This is a genomic window from Streptomyces sp. MAR4 CNX-425, assembly GCF_048656465.1.
GTDB lineage: Bacteria > Actinomycetota > Actinomycetes > Streptomycetales > Streptomycetaceae > Streptomyces.
On the sequence record NZ_JBMDLF010000003.1, the window covers coordinates 540753 to 563878 of the forward strand.

The window sequence follows — 23126 nt, forward strand, 5'->3', positions numbered from 1 at the left end:
CCTGACCACTCGTGAACCACCTATGACGGTTCTAGCATGTCGCCATCCCGCCCCGCAACCGGCTAAGGTGGTTCCATGCGTGTGACCTTCCCCGAATTCCGGCTCGGCAGCGTGCTGGCGACCAGCTTCACGGCGACCCTGACGGAGCGCCGCGGCACTCCCGTGGAGCGCATCCCCACCCCGCAGCGGCTCGCCGACTGGCTGGCGGTCAGCGGCCTCGCCGTGGACTCCTGCACCGCCGCGCAGCTCGACCTGGCCCGGGAGCTGCGGGAGTCGATCCACCTCGCCGCGACGGCGGCCGCGGCCGGGGAGGCGCTGCCCGCGGCCGCCGTCCGGGTCATCAACGACCGCAGCGCGGAGGGCCGGGCCGCGGCGGTCCTGACGCCGGAGGGGAAGCGCGAGTGGCGGCTCGGCGCGGCCCCGGACGCGGTGTCCGACGTGGCGGACGCGCTGGGCGTGATCGCGGCGGACGCGGTCGCCGTCGTCTCGGGCGCACGGGACGGCAGGCTGGCGCTGTGCGCGTCACCGACCTGCCGGGCGGCCTTCTTCGACACCAGCCGGAGCCGCAGCCGCCGGTGGTGCGAGATGAACACGTGCGGAAACCGCGAGAAGAAGGCCCGCTTCCACGCCGGCCGGCGCGGGCAGCCCGGCCCGGCGGACTGACCGCGCGGGGGACCGGCGGACGCCGTACGTCCCTGAGGAGAACGCCCGCTCGCCCGCCGGCCGCCGCCCGCTCAGTCGCGTTTGCAGATTCGATCCAGCAGGTTCGCTGTCGCCCGCTGGATCACCGGGTTCACGTGGTCCGGGCGGTCCAGGGCCGACGCCGCTACCCCCCTGCGTAAGCCATGACGAGGAGGGTTCCCGTGTCCTTGCCTTCCGGGGGAGCGACCGTCTCCGCACTGATCCCCCGGAACCCGGCCGCGGTCAGGCACGCGGACCACTCCTGTGGGCCGTAGTCCCACCTGGTCACCGCTCTGGCCGTCCGCAGAGTCCCCACCGCCGGAATACCGGGCTCCGGGGGCTCGTGGGAGAAGACCAGTACGCCACCGGGCGAGAGTCTCGTACGGATCAGCGGGAGGAGCAGTTCCGGGTCCGAGAACCAGACAGGGCCGAAGATCGACAACACCACGTCGAACGACCCGGCAGTACGGGTCAGATACTCGGTCACTTCTGCCGTGTGGAAGGCGAGGCCGGGAAGGTGGCCCCAACGGGCTACGGCCTTCCCGCGCTGGCTGGGGGCGATGTCCACGCCGGTACAGGTGGCCCCGAGTGTGGACAGGTGGGCCAGGTTGCAGCCGGTGCCGGAGCCCAGTTCCAGGACGGTGCGGTTCTGGAGGTCACCGAGGATCGATTCGTCGGGGCCGTGGTCCGGGTACTGCGTCCAGTTCAACCACGTGCGGGCACCGGTAGCGTTCGCCTCCCGCCGTCGTGCCCGGCCCCGGGCGTACCGCTCCCAGGCGTCGACCAACTCCACGCAGAACCTCCTCGTCATGCCGACCCCCCGTTCTCCGGAGGGTCGGCACCTACCGCACTACGTCGCTACTTCCCGCTGTTGGGACTGTCCGAGCACCCGGCGTGGCACTGGGAGCAGTCGGCCGCGTCCTTCATCCTCCACAGCTCCGGGTCGATGACGAAGCCGCAAGCCTGGATCGCCCTGACCGTGTCCCGCAGGGCGGTCGGTTCCTGCGTACCCTCCCCGGGCAGGTGCGGCACATGGTGGATGTAGCGTCCCGCGTGCCGGTTGCAGAAGGCCATGTAGTTGATCGAGTCGAGCACGAAGGAGTGGACACCCAGGTCCACAGTCGGCGAGGGTGCCACGCGGACCTCGGGGCACTCGGCAGAGGCCACCAGGTAGGCGATGGCCTGATCGAGGATGCGCTCAGCCAGATCACGCCCCGTGGCGTGATCCCGCATGATGAGTCGGACCTCCCGCTCCCACACCTGAGTGGGCACGCAGGTTCGGGTGTCTCGGACGTGTACGGCTGTTGCCATCGCTGGTTCCCTTCACGTGGTCGTGCCCGGGTGGTGGAACCCGCCCCGCCACTCGAAGGTGCCCAAGCGGTCAAGGCGGTGTTGGGATACGTTCCCCCGATTTCGGCGCAGCCCGCCCGACATGCACGTTGTCGAATAAAGATCAGTGGCGGAGTTTTGCCGCCCAGGTTGCAAGGTGCTCTCTGGCCTCTTCACCGAAGACCGCGTGATCGGTGTATGCGGTGAAGCGCCGGATGAGCTCCAGCACATCTCGGTGGTCACGGAACACGATGGCGCCCAGATCCAGCTCAGCGGTTGCCAGGGTCTCGTCGTAGACCGTGAACGTGTTCAAGGCGCCAGAGGTGAAGGGAACTCCCATAGGGATGACCCCGAGTCGGATATTCGGCTGGTGCGTGAAGGATGCAAGCCGCTCCATCTGCATGGCTAGGCCGTCAGGTGGGATCAGCGGGTACCTGACGGCCTGTTCCGTAAGAATGAAAGTAAACCGCTTGGATCGGTCGAACAGGACGCGCTATCTGTCCAACTTCATGGCCACGGCTTTGCCCTGCTGCTCCGGGGGCGCCCGCGTCAGGCTGGCACGAACATATTCAGGGGTGGCCAGGAGCCCGGTGACCATGGACAGCATAAAATATCGGAACGTTGTGGACGTTGCTTCAAGTCCCGCTAGTTGCAGTTGCTTCTTGTCGAGACCCTTTCTGCGGAGTTGCCTCCCGTCCTGCCATTCCGTCTGCACGATTCGAGCCATGGCCATCGCTTCTGCTGCGACATCGCAGGGGGCGTCAAGTCCGCGAAGGAGTTGCTCCACGTCCAGGAGCGATGGACGACATTTGTTGCTCTCGATCCGGCTGATCTTGGATTGCGACATGTTGCAACGGGCGGCAAGCCGGGCCCCGGAGAGTCCGACTTGCTTTCGGAGCTGCCTGAGTACGGCCGCAAGTTCACGCCCCGACCGGTCCAGCTCGTCAGGCTCGATGGCCACCGTTGACGTACTCCCTGAACGGCATGGATTCCATGAGGGCGATCCGCTGGTATTCGACATACGGTGCCGGGTCGCCGTCGTACAGTTCCCGGCTGGTCTGGGTGCCGTCCGCATCATAGTTCATGAGGACGACTTCCGACCTGTCGAACAGCCAAAAATCCTGAACTCCGTCAAGAGGGTTGGGGCGGTCCGTCACATCCAGGATGCGAATGTCATCCCCGGCTCGCGCATGTACGTCGTAGTACATGAACTCAAAGCGGAGGTAATCCGTCAGCGGCCGCCTGACGATGTGGACCCGCCCTTTCGATTTTCCAGCTGACTTGATCCTCCGCAGACCCTCCGTGTAGGCCGAGGAGTAGCTCTCGGGATCCAGTCGCCGCCCGGCCATGAAGTCCCTGATGTCTCCGTCCTCGCCGGGCACCCGGTACACGGGAAGTGTTTCAAGCCGCCACGCTTCACGCGTGAACCCCTGAACCCTGGATGTCCAGGCTTCACCATCCAAGAGCACGGAACGCCTCCCTCAAGGTCTCTTCTGGGATTTCCACCAGCCCTTCGCCGTCCGGCGCGATGAACACCTGGGATACGTCGCCCTGGACCACGAACGAGCCGGAGGTCGTGCGGTAGACGTTCGGGCAGTCGTCGTTGTTGCAGTTGCCGTTCCCGGTGCCGGTCAGTCGAGTCAGTTCTTCACGAGCCACAGCTGCGAACCCCCTGATGCAGGCCCCGGTACGGGCCGGTCGTCACGACGGTACGAGCACGGCGGGCGAGCCGTCTATGCACGAACGCGGCTATTCACGTTCTTGCATAAACCCGGTCGGTGCCGCGCGGGCGAAGGGTTCAGGGTGTTCAGTCGCGTTTGCAGATTCGATCCAGCAGGTTCGCCGTCGCGCGCTGGATCACCGGGTTCACGTGGTCCGGGCGGTCCAGGGCCGGGGACCAGGCGAACGTGCCGGCCGCGAACACCAGGCCGCCCGCCGGGGTCTCGTACAGCGACGTCTCCTGGTAGCGGCGCACCCCGCGGCCGTCGGCGTACGGCGAGTGGGCCAGGAGCCGGCGTTCCGTGTGGTCGGGGAGGGGGGCGCGGGGGAAGTAGCGGTCCGCCTCGCCGGCCACCAGGCCGGGGAGTTCGGTGCCCTCGCGGGCGCCGGTCGCCTCCCACAGCCAGTGGTCCGCGTTCCGTACGACCAGCGGGCTCGGCTCCGGCACCCGGCCCACGTACTGCACGCCCAGCAACTCCTGCTCCGGCTCGCCCCGCTCCCGCCAGAGCGCCGGGCGGCCCGGGCCCTGGCGCTTGGCGCAGCGCAGCAGCCGGTCGGGCTCCCCGGCCGCCGAGGCGGCCAGGTCGACCCGCCAGTACATGGTGTTGGCGGAGAGGAACACCAGCGACGTGCCCGCGTCGCGGGCGCGCTCCGCGGCCCGGCGCATGCGCGCCGACCAGTACTCGTCGTGGCCGGGGAAGACGACGCCGCGGTAGCGGGTGGGGTCGACGCGGCCGGCGTGCAGGTCGCGGGCGTCGGCGTACGCCAGGTCGTAGCCGTAGCGCTCGGCCCAGCGGATGAAGTCGTAGGCGTGGCCGGCGTGCAGGGGCAGGCCAGCGCCCGCGTAGGGGCGGTCGAAGGAGACCGTGGTGGCCGCCTCCGGCTCGCCGAGGAGGCGGCCCTCGTCGTCCCAGGCGTGGTAGAGGCTGGCGCCGGTGCGGCCGTCCTCGGGGTAGAGGTTGTACGCCTGCCACGTGACGTCCGGCAGCAGCAGGAGCAGGTCGGCGGGGTCGGTGGAGCGGACGGTGAAGGGCGCGTGGGAGCGGTGGCCGTCGGCGGTGGTGAGGACGGCGACGTACGCGCCCGGGGAGAAGTACGTCGGGATCGGCAGCCGCCAGGACAGCCACCAGTGGTGGCAGGAGACCGTGCGTCCGGCGGCGAGCGGCACCGGCTGCACGATGCCGGCCAGCCGCGGGCTGCCGGTCACCTTGGCGGCGCCGTCGCCGGCGTAGTGGCCGATGCGGTAGACGTCGACGCCGAACTCCTGGGGCGGGTCGACCGAGACCCGGAAGTCGACGGACTCGCCGGGCGCGACGGACGACGGCGCGGCGAAGCCCTTGATCTGCTGGAGCACGTCGTTGGCGAGGTGGACGCCGCCGTCGCCGGTGGTGGCGGCGTCCACGTACCACGGGACGAGGCGGCCGTCCTCGAAGGACTCCTCCCCGGCGTGCAGCCACGGCAGCGGGCCCGCCGCGAACGGGTCCGAGACGGCGTGCGCGAGCGCCCCGGACTCCCACCGCCGGATGCTGTCGTGAACCACGGGCCGATTCCCTCCCTCGCCCCCGCGCGGGTCGGCGAAGTCCAGGACATCACACAACGCGAATGCCCCCTCACGGAACGCAGACGTTCGTTCGACATGACGCCCGTACGAGCGGCGGCGGTTCCGCTTCCGGTGGTGGAAGCGGACGTCAGACCAGCAGAACCGGCTTGTCCGGGCGGACGCCGACGGTCGCCAGCCAGGCCCGGAGCTGGCTGTCGTCGCGGGTCTCGACCAGGGTGCGGACCGCCGCCGCCGGGCTGCCGCCGCGGCGGGTGCGCAGCACCGGGCCGTCCAGCCAGTCGAGTCCGGGGGCGGCGCCGGCGGTGTCGACGGCGGCGCAGCAGACCATGGCGAGGACGTGGTCCACGAGGAGTTCGCGGCCGGTACGGGGCGGGGCCAGGGGCGTCGCGGCGGGGTCCGGCGGCGCACCCGGCGGCTGCCACGGCTCCTGCGGCTGCTGGGCGCGGGCCAGGGCGGCGCCGATCCGGTCCGCGTCCCCCGGGCCCGCCGTCAGCCGGTCCACGACCCGCGCGAGGGTGCCGCGGTCGGGGCGGCCGGCGGGCTCGGGGCAGTCTTCGAGGCGGTCGAGGACGGCGTGCAGCCGGGCCGCCTCCAGCCGCCACTTGCGGTCCACGACCTCGTCCGGGTACTGGTCCCAGCTCACCCCCGCGAACCCCGCCGCCGGCTCGCCGCCGACCACGGCGCCCACCGCCGCGCCGCCCGGCCCGCTGAACAGCTCCGCCGCGAGCAGCGACGCCGCCTCGTCCACCATGCCGGGCTCCTCCAGCAGGTCGCAGGCGGGGCGTTCGCCGAGCCGGGAGGCGAAGCCCTCGGCGAGGCGGTCGCGGCGGGACAGCTCGGTGAGGGCGGAGACGACGCCGGCGTTGAGCCGGGAGGGCCAGCGGCCCATGCGCCAGGCGGGCAGCGCGACCCGGGTCAGCAGCCGGTCCCAGCCGGCGTACGCGAGGCCCACCTGCTCCTGCGCGACGATCCGCAGGCCGTAGTCCACGGCCTGCGCGCGCTCCGCCGCGGCGGTGGCGACGGCGCGCTCCATCTCGACGGGGTGGTCGCCGCAGGCGCGCAGCAGCAGCCGCGCGACGCCGCCGGTGAACCGCCGCCAGAGGCGGGCGCCGCCGGCGCGGGGGGCCGGGCCGGGGTGGTCCGTCGGGTACGGACCGGGGAAGCCGGGCGCCGCGTACGGGTCCGGCCCGCCCGCCGCCGGCGCCCGCGGCGGCGCCGCCGCCGCGTCCAGGGCCCGTACGAAGCGGCGCGCGGCGGCGATGTCGGGCTGGGCCGAGGCCGCCGTGCCGGCGACGACCGGGGCCAGGACCGCGCGCAGCTCGCCGACGCGCATCCACCACAGGAAGGGCGAGCCGATGACGAGCACCGGGCCGTCGGGGTCGGCGGTGGCACGCTCGACGACCTCGCGCCAGTTCGGGGCGTACGACGCCTCGGCGGACGCCTGCCGCCGGGCCGCCGCGGCGGCGGCGTGGCTCTCGGCGGCGGGGCCGCGGGCGGCGCCGGTGCCGAACATCCCGGCGGTGCCGTACGTGTCCGGTGCGCCCGTGCCCGTACCGGAACCGGAACCGGAACCGGAGCCCGGGCCCTGGTCCTGGCCGGGGACGCGGCCGAAGCCCGGGCCGCCCTTCCCGCGCGAGCGCGCCAGCCTCCGCCCCACCCACCGCAGCCAGCTCCGCACCCCCGCCGGCGCCGGCGCCGGGTCCTCCAGCCAGCTGTCGCAGTCCGGGGTGAGCGCCACCGCCGCCGGCACCGGCACGCCGAGCCGCTCGGCGAGGTCGCCGACGAGGCGGTACAGGTCGGGGGCGGCCCGGCGCGGCACCGGGACGGTCAGCGTGGCCGCGGGCTCCGCGCGCGAGAGGGACCGCGCGACGGCGCCGGCCAGCACCGGCACCAGCACGGCGAGGGCGACGGCGGGCCAGCGCAGCGCCGCGAGCACCCCGTCCACCCGGCCCATGGCCGAGCCGGCCAGCAGCACGACGGCCGCCGCCGCGGGCAGCAGGGCGACGGCGAGGGCCGTGCCCCGTACCCGCAGGACGGCGAGGGCGCGGACGCGGGCGGCCTGCGCCGCCGCCTCCGTACCGGTCGCTGTGGACACGTCCGTACCTCACCCCCTTGGGCCGCCGACGGGTAGGCAACGGCCGCAACGAGGCGAAACGGCCGTACCCCACCACTGTCGCACCGGCCCCGGCCCGTGCAATGCCGGTAGGCCAGTTGGCCTGATCAGGCCCCCTCCGCCCGGACGCGGCCGACCGGACGGCCGGTGCGTCGGGCAGGTGCACCATAGTTCGGGGGCGCGGTCACGTCAGCCGGACCGCCGCCCGGTCACCCGATGGAATGGCCTTGGGCAAAGGTCGAGACGCCGCGCGAAGTCAGCCGGCGGCGGCCTCCGCGGCGCGCGCGGCGATGTCCCCGCGGTAGTGCGCACCGTCCAGCCCGATGTGGCGAATCGCCTCGTAGGCGCGGTCGCGGGCGACGGCGAGGTCCGCGCCGACGGCGGTGACGCACAGCACCCGGCCGCCGGCGCTGACGACCCGGCCGGCGTCGTCGAGCTTGGTACCGGCGTGGAGGACGTACGCGTCGTCCGAGACGCCCGCGGCGGCGTCCAGCCCGGTGATGACGTCGCCGGTGCGCGGCTGCGCGGGGTAGTCCCGGGCGGCGAGGACGACGGTGACGGCCGCGTCGTCGCTCCACACCAGCGGCGGGAACGCGGCGAGCCGGCCCTGCGCGGCGGCCCGGAGCAGCCCGGCGAGCGGCGTGCGCAGCCGGGCGAGCACGGCCTGCGTCTCGGGGTCGCCGAAGCGGGCGTTGAACTCCACCACCCGTACGCCGCGCGAGGTCAGCGCCAGGCCCGCGTACAGCAGCCCGGCGAAGGGCGTGCCGCGGCGGCGCATCTCGTCGACGGTCGGCTGCAGCACGGTCTCGACGACTTCGTCGACCAGCTTGGGGTCGGCCCAGGGCAGCGGCGAGTACGCGCCCATGCCGCCGGTGTTCGGGCCGGCGTCGCCGTCGTAGGCGCGCTTGAAGTCCTGGGCGGGCGACAGCGGGACGACGGTCTCGCCGTCGGTGACGGCGAAGAGGGACACCTCGGGCCCGTCGAGGAACTCCTCGATCACCACCTGCCCGGCGGCCGTGCACGCGCGTGCGTGCGCGCGTGCCGCGTCGGCGTCCTCGGTGACGACGACGCCCTTGCCGGCCGCGAGCCCGTCGTCCTTGACGACGTACGGCGGGCCGAAGGCGTCGAGCGCGGCGTCGGCCTGCTCGGGGGTGGTGCAGACGTAGGAGCGGGCGGTGGGCACGTCGGCCTCGGCCATCACGTCCTTCGCGAACGCCTTCGACCCCTCCAGCCGGGCCGCCGCGGCGCCCGGCCCGAAGCAGTCGATGCCGCGCGCCCGTACGGCGTCGGCGACGCCGGCGACGAGCGGCGCCTCCGGGCCGACGACGACGAGGTCCGCGCCGAGGCCGGCGGCGAGCGCGGCGACGGCGTCGCCGTCGAGGGCGTCGACGGCGTGCAGCCGGGCGACGGCGGCGATGCCGGCGTTGCCGGGGGCGCAGTGCAGCTCGCGGACGCCGGGGTCGAGGGAGAGGGCGCGGCACAGGGCGTGTTCGCGGGCGCCGCCGCCGATGACGAGGACCTTCACGGGGTCAGCCTAGCGGTCGGCCCGGGGCCACCGGTCCGGGTGACGGCCGGTTCGCCCCCATACCCGATCAACCACTCCTTACGAGGGTAAATAGCGCCATTTTCGGCTCGTGTCCCCTCGTTCGGCGGTAAGAAGGCCGCCGCGGGCGCACCATCCGATTGCCCAGTCATCACAGTCATCACACGGCACACGCGCCACAACGAGCAGGTCAGCGGCGCGCGGCCGGCAGCGAGCGAGGAGAGCGACACGTGAACCACTCGGAGGAGACCCGGACGACCGGCCCCGCGGCCGGTGGCAGCCGAGACGGCAGGGGCGGGCGCGGCGGGCGCGGCGGCCGCGGCCTGTTCGGCCGCCGGAGCCGGGCGGGCGCGACGGGCCACCCCGGCGGCTACGGGCCCGGCGGCCCCGGCGGCCCCGGCGGCCCCGGCGAGCACCCCGGCAGGCACCCCGGCGACCTGCTCGCCCGGCCCTTCCCCCTCGGCGACTGGGGCGACCCGGCCAAGCGGCTGGACGAGCTGTACCTGTGGGTCGAGGAGGGCGCCCTGCGCACCGCCCGCTCGTACCTCGCCGCCCGCCGCGTCAAGCGCCGCGCGGCGCGGACGCTGCGCACCGGGGCGGCGCTGGGCGCGGCGGCGGGCGCGGCGCTGCCGGTGCTCGACCTGACGGAGACCGTGCCCGACGGCTTCGCCGCCTGGGCGTTCGTGGCGCTGTTCGCGGCGCTGGCGTGCCTGGCGGCGGACCGGGTCTTCGGGCTGACGTCGGGCTGGATGCGCGACGTGGCCACGGCGCAGGCGGTGCAGCGGCGGCTGGAGGCGCTGCAGTTCGACTGGGCGTCGGAGTCGGTACGCGAGGTGCTGGGCCCGACCGAGGGCACGGCGAGCGAGGCGGCCGAGCGGTGCCTGGCGGTGCTGCGCCGCTTCACGGAGGACGTGACCGACCTGGTACGGGCCGAGACCGCGGACTGGATGGTGGCGTTCGGCGGCGGCCGCGCGGCGCTGGCGACGCAGTCGCTGGCGTGGGTGTGCTGCCCCGGGACGCAACCCCAGGCCCCGACCCAGCCGCAGGCCCGCGCGCCCCTCCCCCCGGCGGGCATGCGCCCCACGATGCCGCGCCAACGCCCCCCGGAACCGCCGAGTCGTTAGCCGCCGGCGGCCGGGCCGTCAGCTGAAGACGATCATCGAGCCCTGCGCCAGGCTCCGCGTCGCCGCCGCGTGCAGCCCCAGCCACACGTGCCGCTCCTGCGCGAACGCCCCGCCCTCCACCGGCCCGTTCACCGCCGGCTCCGACAGCTCCGTCGGCCCCGGCGGCGGGGCCGGGGGCGGGGGCGGGTTGCCGGGGTCGATGCCGATGGCCGGGGCGACGGCGGCGAGCTCGCGCACGAGGCCCTGCGCCGAGCCCAGCGGGCCGCCGCCCGCGAGCAGCTCGTCCGTGACCAGCGGGTGCGGGAAGTCGACGGGGACGTAGGCGCCGGCGTGGTCGTAGTGCCACACCAGGTGCGACTGCTGCGCCGTGGACTCGAACATCTCCAGCAGCTGTTCGTAGTCCCCGCCCAGCTCGCCGACCGGCGTGACCTCCAGGCCGCACAGTTGCAGCAGGTACGCGCGGCGCAGGAAGTGGAGCGCGTCGTAGTCGAAGCCGGCGACCGGGGCGACGTCCCCGGACAGCCCCGGCATGTAGCTCTGCACCGGCACCGGCGGGAGCCCCGCCTGCGCGAGCGCGGCGTCGTAGGCGGCGATCTCCTCGGCGAAGGGGTTGTCGGGGCTGTGGCACAGCACGTCGACGAGGGGCACGAGCCACAGGTCGCAGGCCAAGCGGAACGCTCCTTAACTGCGCGGTCCGGCTCAGCGTAGCCGCTGACGGCGGCCCGGCAGCACCCCCCGGCCGGGTAGCGCCCCCGCCCCCGCCGGGTCTCGGCCACGGTGCCGCACGCCGGCGGCGGGCGATCGGGCCGCCGGTGGCGCGCGGCCGCGGGCTCAGGCGGTCGCGAGGCGCTCGATCAGCTCCACCGAGTGCCGGTTGTACGTGCGTACGACCGCCTCCGCCGCCGCCACGTCGCGCCGCTCTATGGCCTCCACGAGTTGCAGGTGCCCCTGCCAGAACGTGTCGGGTACGCACCCCTCGCAGGCCCCCCGCAGGTACGGCACCGCGAACACCCAGCAGTGCACCCGTACCCGCTCCAGGAACTCGGTGATGTAGTCGTTGCCGATCAGGCTGGTGATCTCGCGCCAGAAGCGCAGGTCGTAGTGGACGAGCACGTCGAGGTCGCCCGCCTTCGCCGCCCGCTCGGCCTCCTCGCCGCGCCGCCGCATCGCGGTCAGCACGGCCGGGGTGGGGTCGACGATGTGCGGCGGGTCGGCGCGGAAGACGCCGAGCTGGACGACGGTGCGGGCGTCGGCCATGGCGCGGAAGTCGTCGAGGGTGAAGGCGTGGACGCGGTAGCCGCGGTGCTGCTCGACGTCGAGGAGCCCCTGGGCGGAGAGGTCGACCAGGGCTTCGCGTACGGGGGTGGCGGAGACCCCGTACTGCTCCGCTATCTCGCCGACCGTGATGTGCTGCCCGGCCGCGAGCCGGCCGGCCAGGATCTCGTCGCGCAGGGCGTCGGCGATCTGTGCACGCAGCGTGTCGCGCCGGACCACGGCGCCTGCGGGGGTCATGCGGTGGCCCTTCCTGATGGGGGATGCCCCCACACGATAAGCGCAGCGCGCGGGGGTGATTGACAGCACACTGTCCTGTTGCCAGCCTGCTGTCACAGCCGGAGGGAGGCCCCATGGCCCGCAGAAACGTTCACGCTGAGGCCGCGCGAGCGGGTGTCGGCACGCGTGCCGGGGGTGCGCCCGGCGGCGTACCCGACGAGGACGACCCGGCCCCGTTCGACCCCGCCGCCCTCCTCGACGCCGTCGCCACCACCGCCTTCCGCCTCAACGGCCAGTTCCTCGCCCGCGGCGACCGGCTGGCCGCGCCCGCCCGGCTGACCACCTCCCGCTGGCAGGTGCTCTACGCCGTGTACCACCGGCCGCTGCCCGTCGCCGGCGTCGCGCGCGCCCTGGGCGTGACCCGGCAGAGCGTGCAGCGCCTCGCCGACGCGCTGGTCGCGCGGGGGCTCGCGGCGTACGAACCGAACCCCGCCCACCGCCGCGCCAAGCTGCTCCGCCCCACCCCCGCGGGCCGCCGGGCGCTGGCCCGGCTGGGGCCGGGGCACGCGGAGTTCGCGGCCCGGCTGGGGCACCGGCTGGGGGGCGAGGAGCGGTTCCGGGAGACGCTGGCGGGGCTGCGGCGGCTGTCGGCGGCGATGGAGGCGTTGCAGGCGGAGGACGCGGAGGAGGCCGCGGAGGTCGAGGCGGCGGAGGTCGAGGCGGCGGACGTCGAGGTGGCGGACGCGGAGGACGCGGGCCCGCCGCCCGCCGCGGGAGGAGCGGACGGCTGAGCCGGTCCGGGGAGCGGCGCCGCGGGCGGATCCGGGGCCGGACCCACCGCCCCGGACCCGGCGCCGCCGGGCCCCCGCACGGCCCGTACCCCCGCTGAATCGCCCCCGCCGAGGTCACCGCCTCGCGACGGTGGTGTGACAGCACCGCTACGAGAATCGCGGCCCCCCTCATCCCCGGCCCCGGCCACCGCATACGCTCTCCGGGATGACCGGGGGACGGGAATGAAGAGCGTGGAACCGCAGGCTCGGCCGCAGATCGGCGCGCACCGGCTGCCCGGCGGGCGCAACAGGCTCGGCAGCGGCGGTAGGGGCCGGGTCCGCCGGGGCCGGACCGCGGGCGGCGGAACGGCCGCCCGCAAGCCGGCCGGGCCGGAGCTGCCCGCCGCGGAGGAGTGCCGCGCCCGCTTCCGCACGGAGGTGCGCGCCGCGGCCCGCGTCGGCGGCCGGTGGACGGCGCCCGTGCCCGGCTCCGGGGCGCCGGGGCCGTGGATGGCCACCGGGTACGTCCCCGGGCCGACGCCGCCGGGCAGGCGGCGCACCCGGCACTGCACGAGGGCGGACGGCCCGACCGCCGGCCCGACACAATAAGCTCGCCCGACGACGGGGAAGGGGGGCGGCATGGACAGCCTGGGACCGGACGATCCGCGCCGCGTCGGCTCGTACCAACTGCTCGGACGGCTCGGCGAGGGCGGCATGGGCCGCGTCTACCTCGCCCGCTCCGAACGCGGCCGCACCGCCGCGGTGAAGCTGGTGAAGGAAGAGCTGGCGCGCGAACCGGAGTTCCGCCGCCGGTTCACGCAGGAGATCACCGCCGCGCGGCGGGTGGGCGGCGAGTGGACCGCGCCCGTGCTCGACGCCGACACGCACGCCGCGACGCCGTGGGTCGCCACCGGGTACGTCGCCGGCCCCTCCCTGCACGAGGTCATCGCCAAGGACCACGGCCCGCTGCCCGACGCCTCCGTGCACGCGCTCGCCGGCGGGCTGGCGCGGGCGTTGCAGGCGATCCACGCCGCCGGGCTCGTGCACCGCGACCTCAAGCCGTCCAACATCCTCGTCACCATCGACGGGCCGCGCGTCATCGACTTCGGCATCGCCCGCGCGCTGGACTCCGTCACGGCCGCCGGCGACGGCCTCACCCGCACCGGCGCCGTCATCGGCTCGCCCGGCTTCATGTCGCCCGAGCAGGTGCGCGGCGAGCGGGTCACGGCCGCCAGCGACGTGTTCTGCCTGGGTACGGTGCTGGCGTTCGCGGCGACCGGGCGGATGCCGTTCGGCACGGATGACAGCGGCGCGCACGCGCTGATGTTCCGTATCGCCGCCGAGGAACCGGAACTGTCGGGCATCGACGGCGGGCTGCGCGCTCTGGTCGAGCGCTGTCTCGCCAAGGACCCGGCCGCCCGGCCGCAGGTGGCGGAGCTGGTCGCGCTCACCGAGGAGGCGGCGGGGCTCCGGCCGTGGCTGCCGGGCGAACTGCTGGAGCTGCTGGCGCGGCGGGCGGTGGAGCTGCTGGACGCGGAGACGCCGCACGGCGCCGCCGCGGGCGGGGCCGCCGCGGGCGGGGCCGCCGGCGCCGCGCCGGGCCCCGCGTACGGGCCGCCGCCGGCGGGCGCCGCCCCGCAGGCGGGCCCGTACACCCCGACGGGCATGCAGCCCCCGCCGCAGCAACAGCACCAGCAGCAGTACCAGCAGCACTTCGGTACGCCGCCCCAGCAGCCCGCCTACGGCGCCCCGCCCACCGCCCACCAGCCCCCGTACGGCACCCCGCCGCCCTCGCCCCCGTACGGCCAGACCGGCTGGCAGACCCCCCGCCCCGGCACGCCGCGCCCCATCCGCCCCCTCGCCACCGCGCTCCAGGTGCTCCTCGGCGTCTACACGGCGTACGTCTGCCTCCAGGCCGTCCAGGAACTCAGCCTCATCGGCAAGCTGAGCGACGCCGGCAGCACCTGGTCCATGGGCGGCGACCTCGACCGGATGGAGAACCTCACCGCCGGCAACTTCCTCATCTTCGCGGTGGTCGCCGTCCTGTGGTCGGTCTGGTTCTACCGGCTGCGGACGAACGCCGAGGCGTTCGCCCCCGGCCAGGTGCGCTACTCCCCCGGGCTGGCGATCGGCTCCTGGTACATACCGGTCGCCCAGCTGTGGTTCCCCCTCCAGATCGTCAACGACATCTTCCGGGTCAGCAGCCCCTACCCGCACCAGGCCCGGCCGCCCGTCGGCTACGGCCCGCGGCCCGTGACGTACGGGAAGGGCGTGGTGTACGCCTGGTGGACGCTGTGGATCGGCTCCATGGCGCTCGCGGTGGGCACCGCGGAGGACTGGGAGCCCGGCAGCGACATCGACGCGGCGGGTCAGCTCGTGCTGCTCGACCTGCTCTTCTCGGTGGTGCTGATCGTGACGAGCGTGCTGGCGCTGCTGGCCGTGCAGCAGCTGACGACGCTCCAGGACCAGCGGCTGAAGGGCCGGGCCTGACCGCCGCTCACAGGAACGAGTTGATCTGGATCGTCTCGTTCCGGCCGGGGCCGACGCCGACCGCCGAGATCGGCGCGCCCGACATCTCCTCCAGCGCCTTGACGTACGCCTGCGCGTTCTTCGGCAGCTCCTCGAAGGCGGTGGCCTTCGAGATGTCCTCGGACCAGCCCGGCAGCATCTCGTACACGGGGGTGGCGTGGTGGAAGTCGGTCTGGCTGTACGGCAGTTCGGTGACGCGGCGGCCGTCGATCTCGTACGCCACGCAGACCGGGATCCGCTCCCAGCCGGTCAGCACGTCGAGCTTGGTGAGGAAGAAGTCCGTCAGGCCGTTGACGCGGGTGGCGTAGCGGGCGATCACCGCGTCGAACCAGCCGCAGCGCCGGTCCCGGCCGGTGGTCACGCCGCGCTCGCCGCCGATGGTGCGCAGCCGGTCGCCGTCCTCGTCGAGCAGCTCGGTCGGGAACGGTCCGGCGCCCACGCGCGTTGTGTACGCCTTGAGGATGCCGATGACCCGGCTGATCCGGGTGGGGCCGACGCCGGTTCCCGTGCAGGCGCCGCCCGCGGTCGGGTTGGACGAGGTGACGAAGGGGTACGTGCCGTGGTCGACGTCGAGGAGCGTGCCCTGGCCGCCCTCGAAGAGGACCACCTTGCCGCCGTCGATGGCCTCGTTGAGGACGAGGGTGGTGTCGGCGACGTACGGACGCAGCTGCTCCGCGTAGCCGAGGAGCTGCTCGACGACGGCGTCGGGGCAGATGGCGCGGCGGTTGTAGAGCTTGGCGAGGATCTGGTTCTTCTGGTCCAGCGCCGCGTCCACCTTCTGCCGCAGGATCGACTCGTCGAAGAGGTCCTGGACGCGGATCCCGACCCGGTTGATCTTGTCGGCGTAGGCTGGGCCGATGCCGCGGCCGGTGGTGCCGATCTTCCGCTTGCCGAGGAACCGTTCCGTCACCTTGTCCAGGTCGGTGTGGTACGCCGTGATGAGGTGGGCGTTTCCGCTGATCAGCAGCTTGGACGTGTCCACGTCGCGCTCCTGCAACGCGCTCAGCTCCCCCAGCAGCACCTCGGGGTCGACGACGACGCCGTTGCCGATCACCGGCGTGCAGCCGGGCGACAGGATGCCCGACGGCAGCAGGTGCAGCGCGTACGTCTGGTCGCCGACCACCACCGTGTGCCCGGCGTTGTTCCCGCCCTGGAAGCGCACCACGTAGTCCACCGAGCCGCCGAGCAGATCGGTGGCCTTCCCCTTGCCTTCGTCACCCCACTGAGCACCGAGCAGTACGAGTGCGGGCACAGGCGTACACCCCTTCCGGGCGGGGCATGTCCAACGTGCGGTGCGCCGTGCACCGGGGATCGGACCGGGCCCCGGATAGACGAAGCCCCTGGCACAAGTGCGACAGGGGCTCTTGCACCGAGAGATTACCTGAGGAAGGACCGTGGTGTCGGCTCCAGACCCCACCGGGCGCTCACTGCTCGTGCTCATCGACCCCGCTGCACGGCGGGCGGACGGGGAAGCGGTACGGATCGCGCGTGACGTGCTCTCCGCGGCGGCGGCCACGAAGATCTGCCTGCCCGAGAGCGCGGCGGAGCTGGCCCGCGCGCTCGCCCGCCGGGGCGGACGGCGGCCGGTGGTCATCGGCGACGACCGGGCGTTTCTGCGGGTGGTGAGCGAGCTGCGCCGGCAGGAGACGCTGGCGGAGGCGCCGCTGTCGCTGGTGCCGGTCGGTACGGCACGGGCGCTGGCCGCGACGCTGGGGGTGCCGACAGGGACGGTGGCGGCGGCCCGGACGGTGCTGGCGGGGCAGGAGCGGCGGCTCGGGCTGCTGGTGGACGACGGCGGCGGGGTGGTGCTGGACGCGCTGCGGCTGCCGGCGGCGGGCGCGGGCGCGGCGTACGGCGCGGCGCCGGGGGACGCGGGGCTGGAGGACGGAGAGGGGCACGGGGCCCCGGAGGCGCTCGGAGGGCTCGGGCGCGTCGGGACGCCGGGCGCACACGACGCCGGCGGCCCGGGCGAGCCCGGACCGGGCCGGCAGGGCGGCGGAGGCGGCCCGGGCGGAGACGGGGCCACCGGCGCTCCCGGCGGCTCCGCGGCACCGGCGGGCACCGACGGCACGGGCAGCGGCGGCGGCGCGGGCGGCACGGGCGGCTCCCGGGCGGCGCTGGCCGGTCTGGCGCAGCGGGCCCGCGCCGGAGCGGGCGGCCCCGGACGGCGCTGGACCCCGGCGGCGGGCCTGCGCGCGCTGGCCGCGCGCGCGGTCGGCCAGCGCAACGGGGGCGGGCGAACGCCGGGCCCGGCGCCGGCGGTGGTCACGGAGTGGGGCGCGGAGGACGCCACGGGGGGCTGGGAGTCCGGCGGCGCGGACGGCGCGGGGCGGACACCGCCGGGCGGACACGGCACGGAGGAGTGGGACGACGCGGGCTGGCCGCCGACCCCGTACGACGAGGAAGAGGACGCCCCGGCCGCCCCGGACGCCGCCGGCCCGCCCCCGGAGGAGGGCTTCCGGCTGCGCGTCGAGGCGGACGGCGTGCTGCTGGCGGACCTGGACCGCCCGGCGGCCCAGGTCCGGGTCGTCACGGACCCGGCGAGCGGGCTGGCGCAGGTCGTGGTCCTCCCCCGCGGCGACCGCGACCCCCTGCACGCCCAGGCCCGCAGCGTACGAGTCTGGGGCAGCGACTTCCGCTACCGCGCCGACGCCCTGCTGAGCCCCCCGGTCCGCCAGCGCACCTGGACGGCCCACCCCGACGCCTGGCGCCTGATCACCGCCCCAACCCACTAACCACCCCCGCCCCCACCCCCTGACCCCACCGCAGACCGACCGAACCGACCACCCGAATCGCCGCCCCTCCCCCCGCCACGGAGGACGGCAATGCCAGCCCCGCGTCAGACGTCGAACCGGCCGCCCCGCACGTCGGCAACGAACGCGGCGAACATCTCCGGCGTGAACAGCAGCGCCGGACCGTCGGGGTCCTTGGAGTCCCGCACGGCGACACCGCGACGGTCGGTCCGGGTCAGGTCGGCGGCCTCGACGCAGGCCGTCCCGTTGTCGCTGTAGGAGGACTTGACCCAGTCGGCGTCGATGTCCTGGGCGGAGAGGGTACGGATGGACGTGGTCATCCTTCGATCTCCCGGGATAGGCGGTGCAGGAACGGCGAGGTGTCTTCCGGCGGCAACGCGGACCTGGGCCGAGTGCCTGTCCGATTCTCCCGGAGAATTCGACTGGCCCGTGGCCAGCCTTCGATGGAATTCCATGTGCCTCAAGAGGCAATGCCGGGCTGAAAATCGACGGTGGTGCGGCAACGTACCCGCTCGATAGCGTCAGATCACGAGCATCTTCCCTTCACCACCCGGAGTTGACTGTGACTGGCCGCCCTTTCTCCGCAGCCACGGCGACCGCTGCCGGCGCCAAGCCCACCCCCCACTGCGGGAGACGCGCCCGATCCCGGACCGTGCTGCGGAGCCGGACGTCCACCGGCGCCCTGGCGATCGCGGCACTCCTGCTGCTCGCCGCCTGCGGCGGCAGCGACGACGACGGCGGTGACGACGGCGACAAGATCGCCGGGGCGAAGCCGTCGTCGACGCCCTCCGAGTCGCCGACCGAAACGGAAGAGTCAGGCCGACCGGAGATCAAGCTGCCGGACGGCTCGAAGAACGTCTTCGAGGACACCGAGACCGGCGACCCGAAGAAGGACGCCGTCCTCGCGGACAACCAAGCGTGGGTCAACGCAGTTGACGATGCCATCCTTCGCGGGGAAGAGAGCACCGACGCCGTGCGCTTCTACACCGATGGAGTCGCGTTCGGCCCCACCGTTCAGTACATCGAAGGCTGGGTACAGGAAGGGGACACCTGGGTCGGCACGGCGCGGTATTTCGACCGCAAAGCGACCTTTCGCGACGACGGCGCGGCGTCAGTGATTTACTGCATTGACGAGAGTCAAGCTTTCGTGAAGGACGGCAAGACGGGTGAGGTTGACCGCTCTCCGGCCACGAAGAACGCGTACGTTCTCTACAACACACGTCTGGAGAAGAACAAAGAGGGCGTGTGGAAGACCGTCAATGTGCTCTCGGACAGGGGCGCGGAACAGTGTCAGCCATGAGGAAGCAGGTCGGCCTCCTGGCCGTCTGCTTAGCGTCAACCACCTTGCTCTTACCCGGGCAGGCACACGCCGAACGAACCGAACACGGAGGAATCTCGTCGGTCGAGGAAAAGGGCGACACCGGTGACGGAGAAGTCTCGTCGACCGTCGGCGTGGAGATCAGCAGCGGCGGCTCGGACACGGAGACGAGCGGCTCCGGCCAGTTGACCCCCCTCGGGGGATGGTCACCTCCGGCGTGCTGGTACGCGCCGAAGTGGACCGCTCAGGAAGCCGCCCAGAGCCGGCTGGACGGGATGGTCGACCTGAGCCCGCAACACGATGCGGGCAACGCGGAGTCGATGAAGGACAAGTACATCAACGGCGAGCACGGCGCCTTCAACGTCGAGAAGAACGACGAAGGCTACTGGTGGGGCGCGTACAAAAACCCTGACCGCTTAGGCGACTCCGCGGCAATGGAGTGCAACGACATGCCGTTCTGGGTGGACACCGGGGACGAACCGCCGGCGGACATCGAGAACGCCATCACCCCAGAGATCCTCGCCCAGCTCGCCTACGAAGAGATCCGCATCCCCGAGGGCACCGCCACCCTCCAGCCCGCCGACGACAGGCAGGTCGTGAACCTGCCCACCTGGGTCTCGCTGGACGACGCGACGTTCCACCCGGTATCGGCAACCGCCTCGGTCGACGTGCTCGGCATCTCCGCCACCACCACCGCCCGGCCCGCCGGGATCCACATCGACCCCGGCACCGATGACGCGCTCACCTACCCCGAGTCGGGCGACTGCCCCCTCGGCGACGACGGCGGCATCGGCCAGAAGCGGCCCGCAGGGGCCGAGGGCCCGCCGCCGTGCGGGGTGAAGTACCTGCGCTCCTCCGAGGCCACCGGCCCGTACCCCTTCCAGGCCACCGTCACCTGGAAGGTCAGCTGGACCGGCACCCACCACCCCGAGCCCACCGACCTGCCGTCGGGGACCTTCGGCACGCCGCAGGACGTCACCGTCAACGAGATCCAGTCCATCGTCCGCTGATCTGACCGCGGGCGCTGGCCCGACCGAACCAGTCACGTCACAGCGGCCGGCCCGGCCGAGGGAGGGAGATCCCCATGGGGGACTTATACGTCGACGGCGAGATGCTCGACCGTGTCAGGCACGACTTGCTCCACATCGTGAAGGTGCTCAAGAAGCCCGGCGAGGAGATGGATCAGCTCGACGGCACGGACATGGGGGTGGCAAAGCTCGCCTCACGGATGGACGACTTCGGCGACGAGTGGTCCTACGGCATCAAACAGCTCACCAAGTTTTCGGACAGAGCGGCCGACGCGCTGCTGGAGATCAAGAAGTCTTTCGCCGGCCTGGACGACGACCTCGCCCAGGCCCTGCGCCAAGGCGGCAAGGGCGGGGGGTCGGGGTCCGCATGAGGGACTGGTACCAGGTAGACCCCGGCCATACCGAGGAGGCCAAGGCCCGCTTCCCCGGGCTCGGGTTCGACCCCTGCCCGGGCGATCCCCGTGCCGCCGAGTGGGTCGCGGGCGTCGTCCGCCGTGCGGCCCGCTCACTGGACGAGATATCGCAGGTGCTCAACGGCCGCGGTGACGGCGAGTGGCGAGGCAAGGCCGCCGAGGAGTTCCGCCGCCAGTTCAACGACGACTTCAGACCGAAGATCGACAAGGCCCGCGAATCCTTCACCCAGTCCGCCAAGGCGCTGGAGGAGTGGGCCGCGTACATGCCTCCCGAGCAGGACAAGGCACGGGAGTACGAAGAACAAGCGCACGCCGCCAGGGAACGGGCCGAAGAAGCGAAGAACAACTTGGCAGGGCTACCCCCGGAGCCTTCATGGTTCGCCCTCCCCAAGAACGACCGGGAAGAGCGTGAAGCCAAGGAGCAGGAAAAGGTCCGCTCAGAGGCGGAGAACGCGGTCGGCAATGCCGACCGTGCCCTCGAAGCCATCCGCGACGACGCCAAAAGACTGGCCGACAGGTACCGCACCCAGGGCGAGGACATCGCCGACCGCCTCAAACGCGCCATGGACATCGCCCCCAACGAACCGGGCTTGTTCGACAAGATCGGGAGCGCGGTGGCCGCGCTCGACGACGTCCTGGTCATGGCACTGGATAACGCACTTGGGGAGCTCAAGAAGTTCCTCAAGGAGAACGCCTGGGTCTTCAAGATGATCGGCGACATTGCCGGAACGCTAAGCGTCATCACGGGATTGCTCTCTCTTGCGTTCCCTTGGATGGCACCGTTTGCTCTCGGCCTGGGGGCGCTTGCCCTGACCAGTCACTATCTCATGGCGGTGGGTACAACAGGGAGTTTCCAGGCCGCGCTTACAGACCAGACGGTCCTCATTGACGCCGCAGGTCTGGCCTTCGGAGGCGGCGCATTCGCCGCCGGAAAGGCACTCACCAGGATTGTAGGGCCAGGGACCTCCGGGCTGTTCAAGACTGCAATCACCCAGCCAGGTCGAGCCGTGGGCGGTTGGGAACTCAGCGCTTCAACCCTGCAGTTCACCGGAAACTGGATGGGAAATTCCGTCGGCGCCCTACCAGGCGGCGGAGCGCAGAACACTCTGGATACTGTCGAAGCTGGTTTCGAGGTCGGCAAGGAGGAATTGGGATTCGACGGCAAGCCCAAGTTGCCACCGTTCCTCGATCCGAATGTGGCAAAGAAGGCGACCAGAGAGGCCATGGCACAATGACGGAGGACGAATTGAAGCATCGGGTCACTGTTCCGCTGTCCGGGCCGCCGATAGGCGAGGTGCACCTCTACGCCCCCAGCGACTGGCTCGACATTCTCGAAGACCCGAAAGACGAGGAGGCCGCCCAGGCGCGCTTCGAGGAACTGGCTCGGCTCACCTTCCCCGGCCACACACCCGATGTCCAGCAGGCAGTCGCCGCCGGGGTTATGAACACCCGACGGATCTTCCTCGCGGACGGAATGCTCTCCTGCGGTCTGGTAGCGCTGCCACGGACAGAGGACGGACCGGTGCTCTGGGAGATTTGCAGCGGCGTAGTCGAGTTGGGGACGCTCGAAGCGAACCTCGACAGCGGCACCGTCCTCGCTCGCTTCCTCGGTGAGGAGCTCACCGACGGGGACGCATATATCGAGAGCTTTCCTACCAAACTCGGTGCCGGCGTCGGCCTGATCAGTAAGCCCCAGCTGTTCCCAGACGGCTCTGTTGCCCTAGCCCCCGCGTCGACGCGCACCGACGACGATGGCGGGGCGGCCCCAGTGACGACGCTCGGGTTGGCTGTCGGCCTGGCCATACCTCCTGGCGGAGGCCACAGCCTGCTTGTCATAGGTCAGTGCCTCGACCCCGGTCAGGTAAACGAGTTGGCGGGCATCATCGCGCTCATCGCAGGGAATTCGACCATCGAGGTCTACGCACAGCAGGAGGCGAGGATCAACACATGAAACAGATGACGTGGACCGAGCGAGTGCGGCACTTCGAGCGAACTGCGCCGAAGTCCCGCCTGCTCGCGGCGGGGTTCGCGCTCGGAGCCACCATGTGTGCCCTCTACGCGCCCTTGTTTCTCACCACGCTGACGAGGGAGGACGCGCTCAGTTATGCCATCGGTCTACCCTTCTTAGCCATCGGCAGTTTTGCTTTCCTGCGTCTCCGCGCCTTCGCCCGTCAGTGGGTCGCTTTGCTTTTCCTGATTTTCTTCGCAATGTTGCTTATCGGCTTCTGGGTCGTCAGCGAAGACCGGATCCTCGACGTCCGGGGTGAGCGTACTGCGGCGGTCGTCGTCGAAACGGTGCCGCAGGTCCGCTCTGGCACTACGTACAAGCTGGCGAAGCCGAACGGCGAGCACATTCTCGGCGAGTTGTCGGGGGGTCCTTTCGACGTGGGTGACCGGGTCGAAGTTGTAGTTGATCCTGTGGGCAGAGCCGACCCTGTCCTCGTGGACGGTCAGGAAGATTCGACGTCATCGTCTCTCCGCTTCGCTCTCACCTTTGGCCTCATATGTGTTTCGCTCTTGGTCTTCACCACCTGGGGTGCGGCCTCCGTCTACGAGAACCACCGGAGATCACGTGCCTCACCACTCCCCTCACACCCGATCCCCCCTCCGCCACCTCCCCCGGGGACCGACGGCTTCGGGCCAACGCCTCCACCCCCATGAGAATTCAATGACGGTCCTGCGCGAGATGCTACTTGAACATGTCAGGCTCTGGTGCGCCGAGGGCGTCTTCAAGTTCCGTCAACGTGGGTCGGT

Annotated in this window: 25 protein-coding genes; 12 read left to right on the top strand and 13 right to left on the bottom strand. The window is 72.4% G+C overall.

What is annotated here, in order from left to right; all coding sequences use genetic code 11:
- Window positions 1-75 precede the first annotated feature (75 nt).
- Window positions 76-663 (top strand): CGNR zinc finger domain-containing protein, encoded by a 588-nt coding sequence (locus ACHZ99_RS12130; RefSeq protein WP_420304475.1) that lies wholly within the window; start codon window positions 76-78, stop codon window positions 661-663.
- Window positions 664-826: 163 nt separating this feature from the next.
- Here the strand turns inward: ACHZ99_RS12130 and ACHZ99_RS12135 are convergent, their stop codons facing one another.
- The 9 genes from ACHZ99_RS12135 to purD form a co-directional block, all read right to left on the bottom strand.
- On the bottom strand, window positions 827-1474 hold the full coding sequence (locus ACHZ99_RS12135; protein ID WP_420304476.1) for a class I SAM-dependent DNA methyltransferase: 648 nt from the start codon (window positions 1472-1474) through the stop codon (window positions 827-829).
- A gap of 65 nt (window positions 1475-1539) precedes the next feature.
- Window positions 1540-1800, bottom strand: a complete 261-nt coding sequence (locus ACHZ99_RS12140; protein WP_420304477.1) for a hypothetical protein — start codon at window positions 1798-1800, stop codon at window positions 1540-1542.
- 334 nt (window positions 1801-2134) lie between these two features.
- Window positions 2135-2497, bottom strand: coding sequence for a Scr1 family TA system antitoxin-like transcriptional regulator (locus tag ACHZ99_RS12145; protein WP_420304698.1), 363 nt, complete (start codon window positions 2495-2497; stop codon window positions 2135-2137).
- A gap of 6 nt (window positions 2498-2503) precedes the next feature.
- On the bottom strand, window positions 2504-2971 hold the full coding sequence (locus ACHZ99_RS12150; protein WP_420304478.1) for a helix-turn-helix domain-containing protein: 468 nt from the start codon (window positions 2969-2971) through the stop codon (window positions 2504-2506).
- Entirely contained in the window at window positions 2955-3479 is a 525-nt protein-coding gene (locus tag ACHZ99_RS12155) for a DUF6879 family protein (RefSeq protein WP_420304479.1), read from the bottom strand. The genes ACHZ99_RS12150 and ACHZ99_RS12155 overlap by 17 nt, the downstream gene beginning before the upstream one ends.
- Window positions 3463-3669: a hypothetical protein gene (locus ACHZ99_RS12160; protein WP_420304480.1), complete on the bottom strand. Its 207-nt coding sequence runs from the start codon at window positions 3667-3669 to the stop codon at window positions 3463-3465. Before ACHZ99_RS12160 ends, ACHZ99_RS12155 begins: the two co-directional genes overlap by 17 nt.
- A gap of 148 nt (window positions 3670-3817) precedes the next feature.
- Entirely contained in the window at window positions 3818-5269 is a 1452-nt protein-coding gene (locus tag ACHZ99_RS12165) for a N,N-dimethylformamidase beta subunit family domain-containing protein (protein ID WP_420304481.1), read from the bottom strand.
- Between the two features lie 148 nt (window positions 5270-5417).
- Window positions 5418-7385: a hypothetical protein gene (locus ACHZ99_RS12170; protein WP_420304482.1), complete on the bottom strand. Its 1968-nt coding sequence runs from the start codon at window positions 7383-7385 to the stop codon at window positions 5418-5420.
- A 274-nt stretch (window positions 7386-7659) separates the two neighbouring features.
- Window positions 7660-8928 (bottom strand): phosphoribosylamine--glycine ligase, encoded by a 1269-nt coding sequence (gene purD, locus ACHZ99_RS12175; RefSeq protein WP_420304483.1) that lies wholly within the window; start codon window positions 8926-8928, stop codon window positions 7660-7662.
- Window positions 8929-9176: 248 nt separating this feature from the next.
- Here purD and ACHZ99_RS12180 point away from each other — a divergent pair, with 248 nt between their 5' ends.
- The gene (locus ACHZ99_RS12180) at window positions 9177-10070 is read left to right on the top strand and encodes an SLATT domain-containing protein (RefSeq protein WP_420304484.1); all 894 of its coding nucleotides are present in this window, start codon (window positions 9177-9179) and stop codon (window positions 10068-10070) included.
- An 18-nt stretch (window positions 10071-10088) separates the two neighbouring features.
- On the opposite strand, the gene ACHZ99_RS12185 is transcribed toward ACHZ99_RS12180, so the two are convergent.
- Both ACHZ99_RS12185 and ACHZ99_RS12190 read right to left on the bottom strand, forming a co-directional pair.
- A complete protein-coding gene (locus ACHZ99_RS12185) occupies window positions 10089-10739 on the bottom strand; it encodes a hypothetical protein (RefSeq protein ID WP_420304485.1) in 651 nt (216 codons plus the stop codon).
- Between the two features lie 162 nt (window positions 10740-10901).
- Window positions 10902-11582, bottom strand: a complete 681-nt coding sequence (locus ACHZ99_RS12190) for a GntR family transcriptional regulator (protein WP_420304486.1) — start codon at window positions 11580-11582, stop codon at window positions 10902-10904.
- A 113-nt stretch (window positions 11583-11695) separates the two neighbouring features.
- Between ACHZ99_RS12190 and ACHZ99_RS12195 the strand changes: the two genes are divergently transcribed.
- The 3 genes from ACHZ99_RS12195 (at window position 11696) to ACHZ99_RS12205 (ending at window position 14821) form a co-directional block, all read left to right on the top strand.
- Complete coding sequence (locus ACHZ99_RS12195; protein WP_420304487.1) at window positions 11696-12352, top strand: MarR family winged helix-turn-helix transcriptional regulator; 657 nt, start codon at window positions 11696-11698, stop codon at window positions 12350-12352.
- A gap of 231 nt (window positions 12353-12583) precedes the next feature.
- Complete coding sequence (locus ACHZ99_RS12200) at window positions 12584-12940, top strand: hypothetical protein (protein WP_420304488.1); 357 nt, start codon at window positions 12584-12586, stop codon at window positions 12938-12940.
- Window positions 12941-12970: 30 nt separating this feature from the next.
- Entirely contained in the window at window positions 12971-14821 is a 1851-nt protein-coding gene (locus tag ACHZ99_RS12205; RefSeq protein WP_420304489.1) for a protein kinase domain-containing protein, read from the top strand.
- Window positions 14822-14828: 7 nt separating this feature from the next.
- Here ACHZ99_RS12205 and ACHZ99_RS12210 read toward each other — a convergent pair whose 3' ends face one another.
- Window positions 14829-16112, bottom strand: coding sequence for an adenylosuccinate synthase (locus ACHZ99_RS12210; protein ID WP_420304490.1), 1284 nt, complete (start codon window positions 16110-16112; stop codon window positions 14829-14831).
- 145 nt (window positions 16113-16257) lie between these two features.
- Between ACHZ99_RS12210 and ACHZ99_RS12215 the strand changes: the two genes are divergently transcribed.
- Complete coding sequence (locus ACHZ99_RS12215; protein WP_420304491.1) at window positions 16258-17595, top strand: diacylglycerol kinase family protein; 1338 nt, start codon at window positions 16258-16260, stop codon at window positions 17593-17595.
- A gap of 104 nt (window positions 17596-17699) precedes the next feature.
- Here ACHZ99_RS12215 and ACHZ99_RS12220 read toward each other — a convergent pair whose 3' ends face one another.
- Entirely contained in the window at window positions 17700-17933 is a 234-nt protein-coding gene (locus tag ACHZ99_RS12220) for a DUF397 domain-containing protein (protein ID WP_420304492.1), read from the bottom strand.
- A 332-nt stretch (window positions 17934-18265) separates the two neighbouring features.
- Between ACHZ99_RS12220 and ACHZ99_RS12225 the strand changes: the two genes are divergently transcribed.
- The 6 genes from ACHZ99_RS12225 (at window position 18266) to ACHZ99_RS12250 (ending at window position 23033) form a co-directional block, all read left to right on the top strand.
- A complete protein-coding gene (locus tag ACHZ99_RS12225; protein WP_420304493.1) occupies window positions 18266-18913 on the top strand; it encodes a hypothetical protein in 648 nt (215 codons plus the stop codon).
- Between the two features lie 44 nt (window positions 18914-18957).
- The gene (locus ACHZ99_RS12230) at window positions 18958-19941 is read left to right on the top strand and encodes a hypothetical protein (RefSeq protein ID WP_420304494.1); all 984 of its coding nucleotides are present in this window, start codon (window positions 18958-18960) and stop codon (window positions 19939-19941) included.
- Window positions 19942-20015: 74 nt separating this feature from the next.
- Window positions 20016-20330 carry a hypothetical protein gene (locus ACHZ99_RS12235; RefSeq protein WP_420304495.1) on the top strand — a complete coding sequence of 105 codons (315 nt, stop codon included), beginning with the start codon at window positions 20016-20018 and terminating at the stop codon, window positions 20328-20330.
- The gene (locus ACHZ99_RS12240) at window positions 20327-21607 is read left to right on the top strand and encodes a putative T7SS-secreted protein (RefSeq protein ID WP_420304496.1); all 1281 of its coding nucleotides are present in this window, start codon (window positions 20327-20329) and stop codon (window positions 21605-21607) included. Before ACHZ99_RS12235 ends, ACHZ99_RS12240 begins: the two co-directional genes overlap by 4 nt.
- Complete coding sequence (locus ACHZ99_RS12245) at window positions 21604-22323, top strand: hypothetical protein (RefSeq protein ID WP_420304497.1); 720 nt, start codon at window positions 21604-21606, stop codon at window positions 22321-22323. The genes ACHZ99_RS12240 and ACHZ99_RS12245 overlap by 4 nt, the downstream gene beginning before the upstream one ends.
- Window positions 22320-23033, top strand: a complete 714-nt coding sequence (locus ACHZ99_RS12250) for a hypothetical protein (protein WP_420304498.1) — start codon at window positions 22320-22322, stop codon at window positions 23031-23033. The genes ACHZ99_RS12245 and ACHZ99_RS12250 overlap by 4 nt, the downstream gene beginning before the upstream one ends.
- Window positions 23034-23126: the final 93 nt, after the last annotated feature.